This window comes from Shouchella rhizosphaerae (assembly GCF_036700015.1).
GTDB lineage: Bacteria > Bacillota > Bacilli > Bacillales > Bacillaceae_D > Shouchella > Shouchella rhizosphaerae.
This window is the reverse complement of the sequence record NZ_CP144921.1, coordinates 1,989,606-2,005,634: the sequence shown is the minus strand read 5'-3', so window position 1 is coordinate 2,005,634 and position 16,029 is coordinate 1,989,606. Positions and strand designations below refer to the sequence as shown.

20 protein-coding genes and 1 other annotated feature are annotated in these 16,029 nt (G+C 45.9%); all 20 genes read right to left on the bottom strand.

The genetic code is table 11. From position 1 onward, the window contains the following. Positions 1-19 precede the first annotated feature (19 nt). On the bottom strand, positions 20-634 hold the full coding sequence (locus V5G21_RS10025; RefSeq protein ID WP_035202227.1) for a class I SAM-dependent methyltransferase: 615 nt from the start codon (positions 632-634) through the stop codon (positions 20-22). A gap of 75 nt (positions 635-709) precedes the next feature. After that, complete coding sequence (gene rplL, locus V5G21_RS10020; protein ID WP_011245004.1) at positions 710-1,072, bottom strand: 50S ribosomal protein L7/L12; 363 nt, start codon at positions 1,070-1,072, stop codon at positions 710-712. 54 nt (positions 1,073-1,126) lie between these two features. Beyond that, positions 1,127-1,627: a 50S ribosomal protein L10 gene (rplJ, locus tag V5G21_RS10015; RefSeq protein ID WP_011245003.1), complete on the bottom strand. Its 501-nt coding sequence runs from the start codon at positions 1,625-1,627 to the stop codon at positions 1,127-1,129. A 37-nt stretch (positions 1,628-1,664) separates the two neighbouring features. Further along, positions 1,665-1,803, bottom strand: a sequence feature (ribosomal protein L10 leader region). Positions 1,804-1,843: 40 nt separating this feature from the next. Then, entirely contained in the window at positions 1,844-2,539 is a 696-nt protein-coding gene (gene rplA, locus V5G21_RS10010; protein WP_011245002.1) for a 50S ribosomal protein L1, read from the bottom strand. A 95-nt stretch (positions 2,540-2,634) separates the two neighbouring features. Continuing rightward, positions 2,635-3,060, bottom strand: a complete 426-nt coding sequence (rplK, locus tag V5G21_RS10005) for a 50S ribosomal protein L11 (RefSeq protein WP_011245001.1) — start codon at positions 3,058-3,060, stop codon at positions 2,635-2,637. A gap of 155 nt (positions 3,061-3,215) precedes the next feature. After that, entirely contained in the window at positions 3,216-3,752 is a 537-nt protein-coding gene (gene nusG, locus V5G21_RS10000; RefSeq protein ID WP_011245000.1) for a transcription termination/antitermination protein NusG, read from the bottom strand. Positions 3,753-3,808: 56 nt separating this feature from the next. Continuing rightward, positions 3,809-3,997: a preprotein translocase subunit SecE gene (gene secE / locus V5G21_RS09995; protein ID WP_011244999.1), complete on the bottom strand. Its 189-nt coding sequence runs from the start codon at positions 3,995-3,997 to the stop codon at positions 3,809-3,811. Between the two features lie 73 nt (positions 3,998-4,070). Next, positions 4,071-4,217: a 50S ribosomal protein L33 gene (rpmG, locus tag V5G21_RS09990; protein ID WP_011244998.1), complete on the bottom strand. Its 147-nt coding sequence runs from the start codon at positions 4,215-4,217 to the stop codon at positions 4,071-4,073. A gap of 118 nt (positions 4,218-4,335) precedes the next feature. Then, entirely contained in the window at positions 4,336-4,926 is a 591-nt protein-coding gene (sigH, locus tag V5G21_RS09985; RefSeq protein ID WP_238583398.1) for an RNA polymerase sporulation sigma factor SigH, read from the bottom strand. A gap of 159 nt (positions 4,927-5,085) precedes the next feature. Further along, the gene (locus tag V5G21_RS09980; protein ID WP_035202222.1) at positions 5,086-5,598 is read right to left on the bottom strand and encodes an NYN domain-containing protein; all 513 of its coding nucleotides are present in this window, start codon (positions 5,596-5,598) and stop codon (positions 5,086-5,088) included. Positions 5,599-5,605: 7 nt separating this feature from the next. Then, positions 5,606-6,397, bottom strand: coding sequence for a 23S rRNA (guanosine(2251)-2'-O)-methyltransferase RlmB (gene rlmB, locus V5G21_RS09975; protein ID WP_338465496.1), 792 nt, complete (start codon positions 6,395-6,397; stop codon positions 5,606-5,608). Beyond that, a complete protein-coding gene (locus tag V5G21_RS09970; RefSeq protein ID WP_035202248.1) occupies positions 6,394-6,807 on the bottom strand; it encodes a Mini-ribonuclease 3 in 414 nt (137 codons plus the stop codon). Before V5G21_RS09970 ends, rlmB begins: the two co-directional genes overlap by 4 nt. Then, positions 6,807-8,207: a cysteine--tRNA ligase gene (cysS, locus tag V5G21_RS09965; protein WP_338465495.1), complete on the bottom strand. Its 1,401-nt coding sequence runs from the start codon at positions 8,205-8,207 to the stop codon at positions 6,807-6,809. Before cysS ends, V5G21_RS09970 begins: the two co-directional genes overlap by 1 nt. 50 nt (positions 8,208-8,257) lie before the next feature. Next, positions 8,258-8,923 (bottom strand): serine O-acetyltransferase, encoded by a 666-nt coding sequence (gene cysE, locus V5G21_RS09960; RefSeq protein WP_011244992.1) that lies wholly within the window; start codon positions 8,921-8,923, stop codon positions 8,258-8,260. A gap of 288 nt (positions 8,924-9,211) precedes the next feature. Next, positions 9,212-10,669: a glutamate--tRNA ligase gene (gene gltX / locus V5G21_RS09955; protein ID WP_338465494.1), complete on the bottom strand. Its 1,458-nt coding sequence runs from the start codon at positions 10,667-10,669 to the stop codon at positions 9,212-9,214. 66 nt (positions 10,670-10,735) lie between these two features. Continuing rightward, positions 10,736-11,215, bottom strand: coding sequence for a 2-C-methyl-D-erythritol 2,4-cyclodiphosphate synthase (ispF, locus tag V5G21_RS09950; protein WP_035202218.1), 480 nt, complete (start codon positions 11,213-11,215; stop codon positions 10,736-10,738). Then, a complete protein-coding gene (gene ispD, locus V5G21_RS09945; RefSeq protein ID WP_063609271.1) occupies positions 11,212-11,901 on the bottom strand; it encodes a 2-C-methyl-D-erythritol 4-phosphate cytidylyltransferase in 690 nt (229 codons plus the stop codon). Before ispD ends, ispF begins: the two co-directional genes overlap by 4 nt. 206 nt (positions 11,902-12,107) lie before the next feature. Next, a complete protein-coding gene (locus tag V5G21_RS09940; protein ID WP_011244988.1) occupies positions 12,108-13,211 on the bottom strand; it encodes a PIN/TRAM domain-containing protein in 1,104 nt (367 codons plus the stop codon). A 151-nt stretch (positions 13,212-13,362) separates the two neighbouring features. Then, on the bottom strand, positions 13,363-14,436 hold the full coding sequence (disA, locus tag V5G21_RS09935) for a DNA integrity scanning diadenylate cyclase DisA (RefSeq protein ID WP_338465493.1): 1,074 nt from the start codon (positions 14,434-14,436) through the stop codon (positions 13,363-13,365). A 5-nt stretch (positions 14,437-14,441) separates the two neighbouring features. Continuing rightward, the gene (radA, locus tag V5G21_RS09930; protein WP_035202213.1) at positions 14,442-15,815 is read right to left on the bottom strand and encodes a DNA repair protein RadA; all 1,374 of its coding nucleotides are present in this window, start codon (positions 15,813-15,815) and stop codon (positions 14,442-14,444) included. Positions 15,816-16,029 lie beyond the last annotated feature (214 nt).

The window sequence follows — 16,029 nt, the reverse complement described above, 5'->3', positions numbered from 1 at the left end:
TCATAGTCAAAACCAGCAGTCAATTCTTTTTTGCAAGAAAGACATAATAACCCTTCTTTTTCCCCTTGACCTCGACATTTTCTGTCCCAAATAGCTCAGCTAACTTTTGCTTGGTTGATGGTGCCCCTTGCTTTTTTTGAATCACTACCCAACATTCTCCCTCAGGAATTAACCGTTCGTACGCTTGTTCGTAAATGTCGTGGACGACGTCCTTTCCAGCGCGGATCGGCGGATTCGTTACAACGGCAGCATAACGGGCAGACCGCTCAAACCCAGCTAAGCCTCGTTCATCGAAATGAATGTCGGCATTTTTCACACCGTTCGCTTTGGCGTTCTTTTCGGCCAGTTGGCAAGCGCGTTCATTGACGTCTATCATCACAACCCGCCTTGAAGGGTCCGCTTTTGCCAACGCTAGCCCAATCGGCCCATACCCGCAGCCTACATCAAGTATATCGCCATCGAGCCCAGGAAAAACAAATGTTTCGATGAGAAGCCGACTCCCAAAATCGACTTCGCCTTTCGAAAACACACCGCGGTCTGTTGTAAAGGAAAACGGTTCGCCTCGCAGCGTGAACGTCCATGTTTTCTCATCATGGGACGAAGACGGTTTGTTTGTATAATAATGCTCACTCAAGGCACTCACTCCTTTCATGAATGGGAAAAGAAGGCCCGCGGACATCCGCGGGCCTTCTTGTGCGATGCTAAACGCCTACTTCAACTCGACGCTAGCGCCTGCTTCTTCAAGCTTGCCTTTGATTTCTTCGGCTTCTTCTTTCGCAACGCCTTCTTTAATTGGAGCCGGAGCACCGTCAACAAGGGCTTTTGCTTCTTTCAAGCCAAGGCCAGTGATTTCGCGAACCACTTTGATAACGCCAATTTTAGAAGAACCAGCAGACTCAAGAACAACATCGAATTCAGTTTGTTCAGCTGCGCCACCTTCTGCTGCGCCGCCAGCAACTGCTACAGGCGCTGCTGCTGTTACACCAAACTCCTCTTCGATTGCTTTTACAAGGTCATTAAGTTCAAGAACAGTCATTTCTTTAATCGCTTCAATGATTTGGTCTTTGCTCATTGTAAATCCTCCTAGTCAATTTTCATTATGAAATGCATTTAAGCAAGCAACAATTTACGCGCCTTGCTCTTCTTTTTGCTCGGCCACCGCTTTTGCAGCAAGTGCAAATTGGCGAACTGGCGCTTGAAGGACGTTGGCAAGCATAGAAAGAAGTCCTTCGCGTGAAGGAAGCTCAGCCAAGGCTTTCACTTCATCCGCAGTCGAAATGTTCCCTTCGATGACGCCTGTTTTAATTGTTAATGCTTCGTTGTTTTTCGCAAATTCGTTTAGCACTTTTGCAGGAGCAATCACATCATCGACACCAAACGCAATCGCAGTTGGGCCTACGAGATGCTCATCCAAGCCAGTAAGACCAGCTTCTGCTGTCGCACGGCGCACAAGCGTATTTTTATATACTTTGTACTCAACGCCAGCTTCACGCAACTGTTTACGAAGCTCAGTAACTTGCGCTACATTCAGTCCGCGGTAATCAACAATTACCGTTGATTTGCTGTCGCGCAATTTTGCCGCTACTTCAGCTACAACTTGTTGTTTTTGCTCTAAAACTTTGCTCATCGTTACACCTCCTGTAAAACTGTTCGCACACCGCTTGAGTTTCCATAGAAAAGCCCTCGTGGCACGAAGACACACGAGGGCTTTAAGCTCTAGTAAAAAGAGATCTATTCGCTCACCTCGGCAGGATATTTAAGCTATGAAGCACCTGCTGTCTACGGTATGACTATTCTATTTCCAACTACCAACATAACACAAGTTATATTGCTAGCGCAACTTTTATTTTGCAAAAGCAGTCGTAGTCACACGGATCCCAGGACCCATCGTTGAAGCTACTGCAATGTTTTTCACATATGTTCCTTTTGCAGCTGCCGGTTTCACTTTGTGAAGTGTTTCTACGATTGTTTGGAAGTTTTCCAGCAATTTAGGCGTATCGAATGATACTTTGCCGATTGGCACATGGATGTTGCCTGATTTATCAACACGGTACTCCACTTTACCCGCTTTGATTTCTTCAACGGCTTTTGTTACATCAAATGTAACCGTGCCTGTTTTCGGGTTTGGCATTAGGCCTTTCGGTCCAAGCACCCGTCCAAGTCTACCGACTTGCGCCATCATATCAGGAGTGGCAACGATCACGTCAAAATCAAACCAACCTTGGTTAATTTTGTTGATGAGGTCGTCTTCGCCAACGTAATCTGCTCCAGCCGCTTCTGCTTCTTTTGCTTTTTCGCCTTTCGCAAATACTAGTACACGTTGGGTTTTGCCTGTTCCATGAGGAAGCACAACCGCGCCGCGGATTTGTTGGTCCGCTTTTTTAGGGTCAACGCCAAGGCGAACAGCAACTTCTACTGTTTCGTCAAACTTAGCGACTGATGTTTTCTTTACTAGTTCAAGCGCTTCTTCCGCTTGGTAAGCCGTATCACGGTCTACAAGCTTTAAAGCGTCTGCATATTTCTTGCCTTTTTTAGCCATTTTATTTCCTCCTCGTATGTGGTGTTAACGGAAATTCCTCCCACTATTTGAAAGGCTGCGACTCCAGCTCGGGCGCAACCTCTCACAGCAACCAATTAGTCTTCAATCACAATGCCCATGCTGCGGGCTGTACCCTCAACCATGCGCATAGCCGCTTCTACAGAAGCCGCATTCAGATCTGGCATTTTTGTTTCAGCAATCTCACGTACTTTATCGCGTTTAACCGTTGCAACTTTTGTACGATTCGGCTCGCCAGAACCTGAGTCAATCCCTGCCGCTTTTTTCAATAGCACAGCAGCAGGTGGCGTTTTCGTGATGAATGTAAACGAACGGTCTTCAAATACAGTGATTTCCACTGGAATAATCAAACCTGCTTGGTCAGATGTACGAGCGTTAAATTCTTTACAAAATCCCATAATGTTCACACCTGCTTGACCGAGAGCCGGTCCAACTGGTGGTGCCGGATTGGCTTTACCCGCAGGGATTTGTAGCTTAACCATTTTAATTACCTTTTTAGCCACGTGACACACCTCCTTAAGTCCGTGATGTGGTTACCGGATACACAACTTGTACCCTCCCACTCAAAAAGACGGATGCATATGCATCCGACAAGCATAGAGAAATCTATACTAAACATTGAAATTCTATCACCTATACCGCCAAGAAGCAAGGTTTTTTAAGAAATCTTTTCAACTTGACCAAACTCAAGCTCCACTGGCGTTTCGCGCCCGAACATATTTACATGGACTTTCAGTTTCCGTTTTTCTACCTGTATCTCTTCGATTGTGCCGACAAAATCAGCAAACGGACCTGATTTCACTTTAACCGATTCTTTCAGTTCAAAGTCTACTTCTTCTTGGGCTTCAACAACGCCCATTTGCTTCAAGATCCGCTCAACCTCATCGGGCATAAGCGGCGTCGGCTTGGAGCCTGCTCCAGCCGAACCAACGAACCCTGTTACCCCTGGTGTATTGCGGACAACATACCATGAATCGTCAGTCATGACCATTTCCACTAGCACATAGCCTGGGAACACTTTGCGTGACACTTGCTTCGTTTTTCCGTTTTTTATTTCTGTCTCTTCTTCGACAGGTACAAGCACACGAAAAATATGGTCAGTCATTTCCATTGACTCAACCCGCTTTTCAAGGTTCGCTTTCACTTTGTTTTCATAGCCAGAGTATGTGTGTACCACAAACCAGTTTTTTTCCATTGTTCAGGACAGCGTCCTTCCCTCCTTTAACATTCCCAGAGCTTCAACTTTATACGCTACAGCATCCGCAGCAACGTCGAAATACCTAGATCGACTAGATAGAAAAAAGCAACCATAAAAATAAGCGTTGTGAGGACAACTAACGTATAACGGGTTAACTCTTTTTTAGTTGGCCATGTTACGCGTTTCATTTCCCTGCCTACATTACGAAGAAAAGTAACTGGTCCTTTGTTTTCATCTGCCATGTGATCCGTACACCTCCAGCATTACACAATATCGAAAAGATAAACGTCACAGCTTTGCGATTTTCCTGTATTATCAACGCGTTTCTACATGCAGTGTATGTCCATTGCACCGTTTGCAAAATTTTTTTACCGTAAGCCGAGTATCGCTTTTTTTAGCGCTTGTTACCGAGTAATTACGGGACTTGCAGATGTCGCAAGCCAAGACACGTTTGCCACTCACGGGCACACCTCCGTACGTTGCACACACTCTTTGACTCTAGCACAGCACTAAACGGGTGTCAATGCTGGGCTGAAGCGTAATATACAAAGGACGGAAGCTAATCGCCCCGCCCTTTTCATCACAACATTACGCTTTTCAGTTCCACATACCTTTCCAGTTTACGTTTTACACGCTGGAGGGCATTGTCTATCGATTTGACGTGTCGTTTTAAATCAATCGATATTTCCTGGTACGTTCTTCCATCCAAATAAAGCATCAGCACTTGCCTCTCCAGCTCACTTAAGATCTCGCTCATCTTCCCTTCGATGTAAGCAAAATCTTCTTGATTAATTAAAAGCGCTTCTGGATCCGTTACCTTGTTGCCGCAAATGACATCCATTAATGTCCTGTCCGACTCCTCATCATAAAGAGGCTTGTCCAACGACACATATGAATTGAGGGGTATGTGCTTTTGCCTTGTAGCTGTTTTTATCGCGGTAATAATTTGCCTTGTGATGCACAATTCTGCGAAAGCCTTAAACGAAGAAAGCTTGTCCACATTAAAGTCTCTTACAGCCTTATATAAACCAATCATACCTTCTTGCACAATGTCTTCATGATCAGCGCCAATAAGAAAATACGACCGTGCTTTAGCCCGAACAAAATTGCGGTACTTTCCAATCAAATGCTCTAAAGCTAACGTATTGCCAGTTCGGACTTCTTTAATCAAAGAATCATCTTCCCACTCTTCAAACGGACTTTCTTTGTACGTCAATGTTCCTTCTGCTAGACTTGCACCCAAACTAATCACTCCTCCGCGATAGCATAGACATAATGTTGTGAAAAGTTATACACATTATATAGCACTTTTTTCTAGCAGGTCAACTATTCATTTGCCGCCTCGACGCCATCTCTCAAAAACTTCGGCAACTTCCTCTGATAACGTAATTTTCGACGACTCTTGCGCTTTCTTCGTTTTTTGTACGATTTTGTCGATTTCTTTTGTTGCCATTCCCATTTCGATTGCCATCTCCCTAGCCGACTTCCGCAAAGCCCCACTCCCAAAGGCGTGAGACTGCTCTGCCAAATCAGAAGTGGCTACGTGGATCACCCGGTCGATCCGCTTCAATGTCTGAACAAGCTTTTCGATCCGCTCATCGGCTGTCTCGTTTTTTTTCGTATAGACAATCTCGACCCGATGGTGATTATACGATTTGCCGATCCCAGCAACCATATGGGCGTCAAAAACGGCAATAACGCGGTAACCTGTAAATGCTGCATATTCCGCCAATAAGTCAACCAGTTGATCCCTAGCCGCGCCAAAATCCTTTTCCTTCAATTTCTGCAAAGATGGCCATGCCCCAATCATGTTGTAGCCGTCAACGAGCAGAATATTCTCCATTGCCCGCTCACTGCCCAGCCCGCTTGTGGAACACTTCGTACATCAACAAGCTTGCCGCAACGGACGCATTCAATGAAGTGACGCGCCCTTTCATCGGAATGCTAACGAGAAAATCACATTTTTCTTTAATCAGGCGGCTAATCCCTTTGCCTTCACTGCCAATGACGAGGCAAAGTGGCAAGTTGTAATCGGCTTCGCGATAGTCACCCTCTGCAGCCGCGTCCGTGCCGGCAAACCATAGTCCTTGCTTTTTAAGCTCGTCCATTGTCCGGGCCAAATTGGTGACACGAACCACAGGAATGTATTCAATCGCTCCTGTCGATGCTTTTGCGACTGTTTGCGTCAGCCCGACCGAACGGCGTTTTGGGATGATGATGCCGTGTGCTCCTACAGCGTCGGCGGTCCGCATAATGGAGCCTAAATTATGAGGATCCTCTATTTCGTCAAGCACGAGGAAAAATGGAGCTTCATGAGCAGCGGCTGCTTTGGCAAATAATGAATCCATGTCTGCATATTCGTACGCGGCCACGGAGGCGACGACGCCTTGGTGGTTGCTATGGCCGACAAGTTGGTCAAGCTTACGCTTAGGGGCCGTTTGCACTAGCACATTTTGTTCTTTTGCCAATTGTGTCAGTTTCGTCATTTGCCCTTTTTGCGATTGGTCGCCAATCCAAATTTTATGGATGGGGTGCCCTGATTTAATTGCTTCGATCACTGGGTTTTTGCCGACAATGAATTCTTCTTGGCGGTTGTCGCCCTTCATCTGTTTTTTTGGTTGCGGGTTGGTACGTTTGCTCATGACGGGTTCCCTTCTTTCTGTGCAGCCATTGTCAATGCCAGCTTGAGCAGCTCTTCCAATCGCTCATGTTTATTCGTCAAATACAAATACCCAAGGAGCGCTTCAAAACCAGTTGCATTCCGGTAAGTGGCCACGTCGGTATTTTTTGGCGTGGTATGGGATTTGGCATTCCGGCCCCGGCGGACAATGGCTTGTTCCTCTTCTGTTAAAATGCCTTGTTCGCCCATTTGGAAAAGAACGGCGGCCTGCGCTTTTGCAGAGACATACGTAGTCGCTGCTTTGTGCAAGCGGTTTGGCCGCACGGCTCCTTGTTTCAATAGCTCATAGCGGACACGCTGTTCATACACAGCGTCTCCCATATAAGCAAGCGCAAGCCCATTCAGCTGGCGCCATTCCCTGTTCGTACTCATCATGACCCCCGCTTCCAACGCACGCCTTGTGGCGTATCTTCTAGCACGATGTTTTTCTCTTTTAAGAGGTCACGAATTTCATCAGCACGGGCAAAGTTCCGTTCTTTCCGGGCAACATTGCGCTCTTCAATCAACGCCTCAATTTCAGCATCAAGAAGCTCTTCCTCTTGTTGTGTAAAGCTTACACCAAGCACTTCGCCCAACTCGGCAAACAACTCCAAAAAAGCATTTAGCACTTTTTTGGACGTTTGTGCTTCGCTCATATAGATATTGGCTTCTTTAGCAAGGTCAAACAACACACTGATTGCATTGGCGCTATTGAAATCGTCATCCATTTCTTCGATAAAACGTTGTTTTGCGCCAGCAATCTTTTCGAGCCACTCCTCTTCTGCCCCCATATCAGCTGTTTCCGCCAAGCGGTGCTGCAAATTGGCGACTGTATTTTTCAAGCGCTCTAGTCCGGCTTCAGCTCCTTTAAGAAGCTCATCACTAAAGTTAATTGGAGTGCGATAATGGGCAGTGAGCATGAAAAACCGAACGACTTCTGGCGAATATTGTTGGATGATGTCATGTGCAAGCACAAAGTTTCCGAGTGATTTCGACATTTTTTCGTTGTTTATGTTAACAAATCCGTTGTGCATCCAATAATTGGCCAATTTTTTGCCTGTTAACGCTTCTGACTGAGCAATTTCGTTTTCATGATGGGGAAACGTCAAATCCTTGCCACCTGCGTGGATGTCAATTGTATCCCCTAAACTCTTCTTAATCATGGCCGAGCACTCAATGTGCCAACCAGGACGGCCCTCGCCCCACGGGCTGCTCCACGAAATTTCATTTGGTTTTGCTGCTTTCCATAATACAAAATCGAGTGGGTCTTCCTTACGCTCATCTACTTCTATTCTAGCGCCGCTTTGCAAATCGTCGAGCGCTTGGCCAGATAATTTGCCATAGCCGTTAAATTTGCGTGTGCGGAAATAGACATCGCCCCCTGCTTCATATGCAAATCCTTTTTTCTCCAGCTCAGCAATAAAGGCAATGATGTCATCCATCGTTTCTGTCACACGAGGGTGAAGATCGGCTTCCTTTACATTCAAAGCACATGTATCGGCGTAATACGCTTTAATAAACCGTTCGGCGACATCTGCTACTTCTTCGCCAAGTTCATTGGCAGCGCGTATAATTTTATCGTCCACATCCGTAAAATTTGAGACAAAGGTTACCTCGTAGCCTCGGTAAGTCAAATACCGGCGCACCATGTCGTACACAATGGGCGGCCGGGCATTGCCGATGTGAATGTAATTGTACACGGTCGGTCCGCAGCAATACATCTTAACTTTGCCTTCCTCAATCGGCACGAATGGTTCTTTTTTATTTGTCAAACTATTAAACAGCTTAATCATCGTTTGTCGTCCTTTCTACTTGCTTGGTATCCATACTTTATGAAGCCACTCTAGTCCAATGTGCTTTGTTTATCGGCAAGCTTGCTGTACTCTGCTTTTAAACGGGCAATTTCCCGTTCTAATTCAGCAATCTTGTCAGCAACAGGGTCAGGCAAGGCATGGTGGTCAAGGGAACGGGCCGAGCTCACTTTTATTCCATTTTGCACAACAATTTTCCCAGGGATACCTACAACCGTCGAATGGGGTGGCACTTCGTTTAACACGACAGAGCCTGCCCCTATCCGGGCGCCTTCGCCGATTGTAAATGAGCCAAGCACTTTAGCTCCACTGGCAATGAGCACGCCGTCTTTTACAGTTGGATGGCGCTTCCCCTTTTCTTTGCCAGTGCCCCCTAAAGTTACGCCTTGGAAAATCGTGACATTGTCGCCAATTTCGCAAGTCTCGCCAATGACGACGCCCATGCCGTGGTCAATAAATAGCCTTTGCCCGATCTTTGCCCCTGGATGGATTTCAATCCCTGTCATAAAGCGGACAATTTGCGAAAGCAGGCGCGCTAAGAAATACCATTTCCGTTTCCATAGACCGTGAGCAATCCGATGCCCCCAAACAGCATGCACACCCGAGTACGTAAAAATGACTTCTAGCCGACTACGTGCAGCAGGATCTTGTTCAAAGACGACATCAATATCATTCAACAATGTACGAGCAAGCCCCATCTGATCCCCCTCCTTCATCGCAATAAAAAACGCCCCTGCACCTCCCAACGAAGGTACAGAGGCGCTTACTGCACGGTTCCACTCTGCTTTTTTCAGCTTTTTGCTGAATCTCTAATCGCTTGTAACGGAGCGACCCGCTTTTCCCTACGTGTTCCTGTTCAAGAAAAGACTCATGGGGGCAAACCATGCGCGTCCCTTACAGGCGGCTTTCAGCCGACGGCCGCCCTCTCTGTGAAAGTTCTTCGCTGGCATTCCCATTCAACGTTTTGTATCTATTCTTATTAAATATTAAATAGCAGCTTGCAAGCGTGCTTTCACAACGCTTTTTCCTAAAAGCTCGATCGTATCGCCAAGCTCTGGGCCATGTGTTTGACCGCTCACCGCTGCGCGAATTGGCATAAACAATTTTTTCCCTTTTTGCCCAGTCGCTTTTTGCGTTGCTTTAATCGCTTTTTTGATGTCAGCGGCAAAAAATCCTTCTAGCGATTCTAGCTCTTTTGCAAATTGGCTTAGCACTTCAGGAACTTGTTCTTCTGCCAGCACGGTTTTCGCTTCTTCTGTATAATCAACTTCTTCTTTGAAGAACATTTCCGTCAGTTCGACGATTTCAGCCCCGTAATGCATTTGCTCCTGGTATAAGCCAATTAAACGGCGCGCCCATTCCCGCTTGCCTTCATCCAACTGTTCTGGCAGTTTACCGCTGGCAACTAAGTGGGGCAACGCCAAGTCGACAACAGTATCCAAATCAGCGTTTTTCATGTATTGATTGTTCATCCAGGCGAGCTTATCTGTGTCAAAAATAGCCGGCGCTTTTGAAACGCGATCGAGTGTAAATTGTTCGCATAGTTCTTCAAGCGAAAAGATTTCTTCCTCGCCGACTGGCGACCAACCAAGCAATGCTAGGAAATTGACAATTGCTTCAGGCATATAGCCCAATGATTTATACTGCTCGACAAATTGGATAATCGATTCATCACGCTTACTCATCTTCTGCCTGTCTGGATTTAAAATCAAGGAAGCGTGGGCAAATTTTGGTACATCCCATCCAAATGCCTCGTAGAGTAAAATTTGCCGAGGCGTATTGGAAAGATGCTCTTCCCCACGGATCACATGGGAAATGTTCATCAAATGGTCATCGACGACAACGGCAAAATTGTACATCGGTACACCATCTTTACGTGCAATCACGAAATCGCCAATTCCGTCTGTCTCAAAAGACACCTCGCCACGAACGGCATCATGAAATGAAACAGTTTGCCCCTCAGGCACTCGGAAACGAACAACAGGCTGAATGCCCTTCGCCTCGTAAGCTGCCCGTTGTTCCGCTGTTAAGTCGCGGTCACGGCCGCTGTATTTTGGCATTTCGCCCCGCGCTTTTTGCGCCTCGCGCTCTGCTTCTAACTCTTCTTCCGTCATGTAACAGTAGTATGCTTTTTTCTCATCCAACAGCTGTTGAATATAGTTCTTATAAATATCAACGCGTTCCATTGAGCGGTATGGGCCATATTTGCCGGCCTCTGTGCCAATGCTTTCATCCCACTCTAGGCCAAGCCATCTTAAACTGTCCATTAATTTTTCAGTTGCTGTATCCACATTCCGTGCTTGGTCTGTATCTTCAATCCGCAGCACAAACGCGCCGCCTGCTGATTTAGCAAACAAGTAATTAAACAGCGCCGACCGCGCTCCGCCTATATGCAGATGCCCCGTAGGACTAGGGGCAAACCGGACCCGTATATCTTTCGTCATCACGACGCACTCCTTTGGCTACCTTATTCTGAATCATCATAGCACGTTCCGCGGTAAAAACAAAGGCTACTCTGCTTTCTGCAGCAAGATAACTGCCTGCGCAGCTATCCCCTCCTCACGACCTACAAACCCTAGCGTTTCCGTCGTCGTTGCTTTAACGCTAACGTTGGCCACGTCTGTTTCCAGCAATTCAGCAATTTGTTTCCGCATCGCTTCAATATAAGGCGCTAGCTTTGGCTTTTGGGCCATCACCGTACAATCAACATTCCCTAACGTATAACCGGCGTTTTTTACAAGCTGCCAAGCTTGGCTCAATAGGTGTTTAGAGTCAGCATCCTTGAACGCTTCATCCGTATCTGGGAAATGTTTCCCCAAATCGCCTGCTCCAATCGCGCCAAGAGCTGCATCGGTAATTGTATGCAAAAGGACATCAGCGTCTGAATGGCCGAGAAGCCCTTTCGGATGGGGAATATGAACCCCTCCTAATAATAGCGGCCTGCCTTCAGCGAGCTGGTGTACATCAAATCCTTGTCCAATCCGAATCATAATTGGTTCTCCCTTTTCTTTAATATCGTTTCAGCAAATAACAGGTCTTCCTCAGTCGTTAATTTAATATTTAAGTAATCGCTCTCGACAATGGTGACGCGTTTGTCCAATCTTTCTACAAGACTTGCATCGTCGGTCCCGAGAAACCCGTGTTTTTTAGCGTCTTCGTGGGCGGCCAAGACGAGCTCATACTGGAAAGCTTGTGGTGTTTGCGCAGCCCAGAGGTTTTTCCGTTCAACTGTACGCGCAACGCTGTTTTTGTCGGCAAGCTTGACTGTATCTTTGACCGGTACAGCAGCAATCGCAGCCCCGCTTTGAGCCGCTTCATCGGCCAGCTTTGTCAAAATAGGTTTAGCGACAAACGGCCGGGCACCATCGTGAATAAGGACGATTTCTGCCTCCTCCATTCCTTTTAACCCTGCATAAACGCTGTCTTGCCGTTCAGCTCCTCCATTTACAAGCCCTTTTACTTTGCCTATCTGATACTCTGCAACAAGCTTCTCCATTGTCTGCCTTTCCGGTTCACTCACTACAAGCCAGATCGCTTTACAAGCCTCATCTTCTTCAAACAGCCTGAGTGAATGGACGATCAGAGGAATGCCGTTTAAATCGATTAACTGTTTATTCATACCTGCTTTCATTCGTTTTCCTTGTCCGGCCGCTAGGACAATTGCAGCGTACTCCATCTATGTTCTCCCTTTTTTTCGTTATATGCCTAGTTTACCATGGGTACGCCAGTATGCCTAAAAAAACGCCCCTTTAGAAACAAGTAGCGTAAAACAGGCAAACAGCCTACACCCCAAGGGGCATAGGCTTCAGATTATAGAACTGAATTGATCCTTCACTGCAAGCGCATATCAAGCAGTGCATGATCGTGCAGCGCTCTACTTTCCTATAGTGCTTTTTCAAGCGATTTAGGTTTGGCAAAAATCATCCGCCCTGCACTTGTTTGCAGGACACTTGTCACCGTGACATCAATTTGCTTATTCATATAATCACGGCCCCCTTCAACGACGATCATCGTGCCGTCATCTAAGTAAGCAATTCCTTGATGGTTTTCCTTCCCATCCTTAATGACATTCACATTAAGAACCTCACCTGGCAAAACAACTGGCTTGACCGCATTTGCCAAATCGTTGATGTTTAGCACTTTTAGACCTTGCAATTCACACACTTTGTTTAAATTAAAGTCGTTGGTTACAACAATTCCAGAAGTGATTTTTGCCAATTTGACTAGCTTGCTGTCCACTTCTTGAATGTCTTCAAAATCGCCCTCGTATATTTCAACATTGACAGGCAATTCTTTTTGTATTTTATTTAGTATGTCAAGGCCTCTACGGCCACGATTTCGTTTCAATGCATCAGAAGAATCAGCAATATGCTGTAATTCATCTAACACGAATTCAGGGATGACAAGCGTGCCTTCTAGAAAGCCGGTTTGGCAAATATCAGCAATCCGCCCATCAATAATGACGCTCGTATCAAGAATTTTCATTTGTTTGCCGCCGAGATTAGAGTCAGTCTCTTCTTTCTTTTTGTCACGCTCTTTATCTCTTGGCACTCGCATAGAGACAACTAATTGAAACAGCTCATCTCGTTTTTTGAAGCCGATTTGGAAGCCTAGATAACCGAGAAGAATCGTAATAAACATAGGCAAAATATTGCTAATAACCGGCAAATCCAATCCACTTAACGGCGTCCCGAGAAAATAACCGGCCACAAGTCCGACCGTCAAGCCCATTGATCCAGACAACACATCAGCAAGCGGCGCTTTGACAATTGTTTCCTCGACAACCCGAAAGAAATTAACAATAAGATCGACAATAAACAAGGACAGACCATATAAGAGCAAAGCACCGAGTACTGCCCCTGTATAAGGACTAGCCAACCACGCCGGCACTTCTAGCGCTATTACTGCAATAAATTCAGGGACAAACAAGAATCCTAATGTTCCTCCCGCTAATAAAAAGAAAATCCGAACAATCCAATTAAGCATTCACTCTTACACCTCCTTTTAGCTATTATAGACAAGTTTACAACTCTCAAACCTAGTAGTCTGGATTTCCCATAAAAAAACACGAGATCACGTAAAAAATATTTTTACTGAATATTAAGAAACGTACCCTTAAGGAGTGAAACACTCCTTGTCAAATGTGGCGATCGACGAAAAGTTGCTCTTGAATGCGGTTTAATCCATCCTTAATCATTTTGGCTCTCGCCTCGCCGATGCCGTCGACTTCATCAAGCTGGTCTTCCGTCGCAACCATTACGCTTGAGAGATGACCGTATTCGTCAATGACATTTTCAATGATTTGTGATGGCAGCCGTGGGATGCGGTGCAAAATTCGGTAACCACGCGGTGAGGCTGGTTGTTCTAGAAAATTGCTTGTTCTTGAATAGCCAAGCGCTTTTATAATCGCCTGCTCGTCGAGCAAGTCTTCGTTTAACAACGTCGTGAGTTCCTTTAATGTTTTCTTTACGTCTTGCGTCCGCTCTTTGGCGTAATCCTTTAGCAAATACAGAGCTTCCTGTTCTGTATTAGAAACAAGCTCTTTTAGCTGCATCGTAATTAAGCGGCCTTCGTCCCCTAGCTCAAGAATAAAATTTTGGATCTCTTGTTTAATCCGCAACACCATTTGCACCCGGTGAATGACTTGAATCACATCACTGTAAGTAACAAGCTGTTCAAATTCAAGCGCTCCTAAATTTGTAATGCCTTGGTCTAATACCGCTTTATATTTTTCAAGCGTTTGGATCGCTTGATTGGCTTTCGTCAAAATGACGCCAATGTCTTTTAGAGCGTAACGATATTCCCCTTGGTAGAGAGTGATGACGTTTCGCCGCTGGGAAATGGAAATCGTCAAATTGCCTGTTTGTTTAGCAACCCGTTCAGCAGAACGGTGACGAATCCCTGTTTCGCTCGAACTTATATTATTGTTCGGCACCAATTGCGTATTGGCATACAAAATACGTTTTCCGTCTTCACTCAAAATAATGGCACCGTCCATTTTAGCTAGCTCATACAAATAAGCCGGTGAAAAATCACTATTAATAAAGAAACCGCCGTCCACAATGTTCATCATTTCGCTGTTGTAGCCAAGGACGATCAGCCCTCCTGTTTTCGCGCGGAGTACATTGTCAATCCCAGCTCTAAGCGGCGTGCCTGGCGCTACTAACTTTAATAAGTTTTGGATAAATGTAGTTCGATTCCGTTCTTCCATCCATCTTACCTCCCTAAAACAACTTCAATCGCTTGTTCAAGTGTCTGCACGCCAATCACTTCAATGCCCGCTGGCGCAGTCCAGCCGCCTTTGTTTTTTTCAGGTATGATGACACGTTTAAAGCCTAGTTTCGCGGCTTCATTGACGCGTTGGTCGATTCTAGAGACACGGCGGATTTCCCCCGTCAACCCTACTTCGCCAATCGCTACGTCCATCGGTTCTGTTGGCTGGTCTCGGAAACTTGAAGCAATGCTAAGAGCAATCGCCAAATCGATCGCCGGTTCATCTAACTTTACGCCTCCAGCTACTTTTAAATAAGCATCTTGGTTTTGCAAGAGCATGCCTGCCCGCTTTTCCAAGACAGCCATTAAAAGGGAGACACGGTTATGGTCAAGCCCCGTTGCCATTCTACGAGGATTGCCAAATCCCATAGGCGAAATTAGCGCTTGTAATTCTACGAGAACAGGCCTTGTGCCCTCCATGGAAGCGACAACGACTGAGCCAGCCGCTCCTTGCGAACGTTCCTCCAAAAAGATCTCTGACGGGTTTTTCACTTCCTCTAAGCCAAGCTGTTTCATTTCAAAAATGCCCATTTCATTGGTGGAGCCAAATCGGTTTTTCACTGCACGCAAAATGCGGTAACTGTGATGCCGCTCTCCTTCAAAATAGAGAACAGAGTCGACCATATGCTCGAGCAGCTTTGGACCGGCAATAGAACCTTGCTTTGTAACATGGCCGACAATAAATATTGCCACTCCTTTTGTTTTTGCGACACGCATAAACGCAGCCGTGCATTCTCGCACTTGGGCAACGCTTCCCGGAGCAGACGTAATCTCGTCCTGGTAAACGGTTTGGATCGAATCAATAATTACCAAAGACGGCTGGACTTCATCTATAGCCCCTTCAATTAAAGCAATGTCTGTTTCTGCTAATACGTATAGCTGATCTGATGCTAGTTCAAGACGGTCAGCCCTTAACTTCGTTTGTTTAACTGATTCTTCTCCAGAAATATAGAGTACTCGTTCGTTTACGTTTGCCAGCTTCGCTGACAATTGTAAGAGCAATGTTGATTTTCCGATACCCGGATCGCCACCAACTAAAACAAGTGATCCTGGAACGATTCCCCCGCCAAGGACACGGTCCAGTTCTGCCATTGTCGTGCTTACACGCGGTTCCTTTTCTCCTTGCACCGCCGTAATCGGTTGCGGTTTTTGCCGTGTACCACTGGAAGTTACATAGCTACGGTTTTTTTGTTTTTCAAGGATGTTTATTTCTTCCACCATTGTGTTCCAGCTTTGGCAACCAGGGCATTTGCCCATCCATTTTGCCGATTCATAGCCACACTCTTGGCAGACGAACTTCGTTTTTTGTTTCGCCATGTATCCCATTCCCCCGTTTGGATTCACTACATGTAGTGTACCAAAAAGCAAATAGAAACGTAAGAAAAGCTCCATGAAATCGTGTCACTGAGTGCAAAAAAAACAAAGTGAAATAACATAGGAGTAAATGAACAAGAGGTGCAGACTGTCTGCATAAGTTGAGGCGAAAAACAACTAGGCGAGGGCGCCAACGTTCTTTTTTAAAAGAACCGGA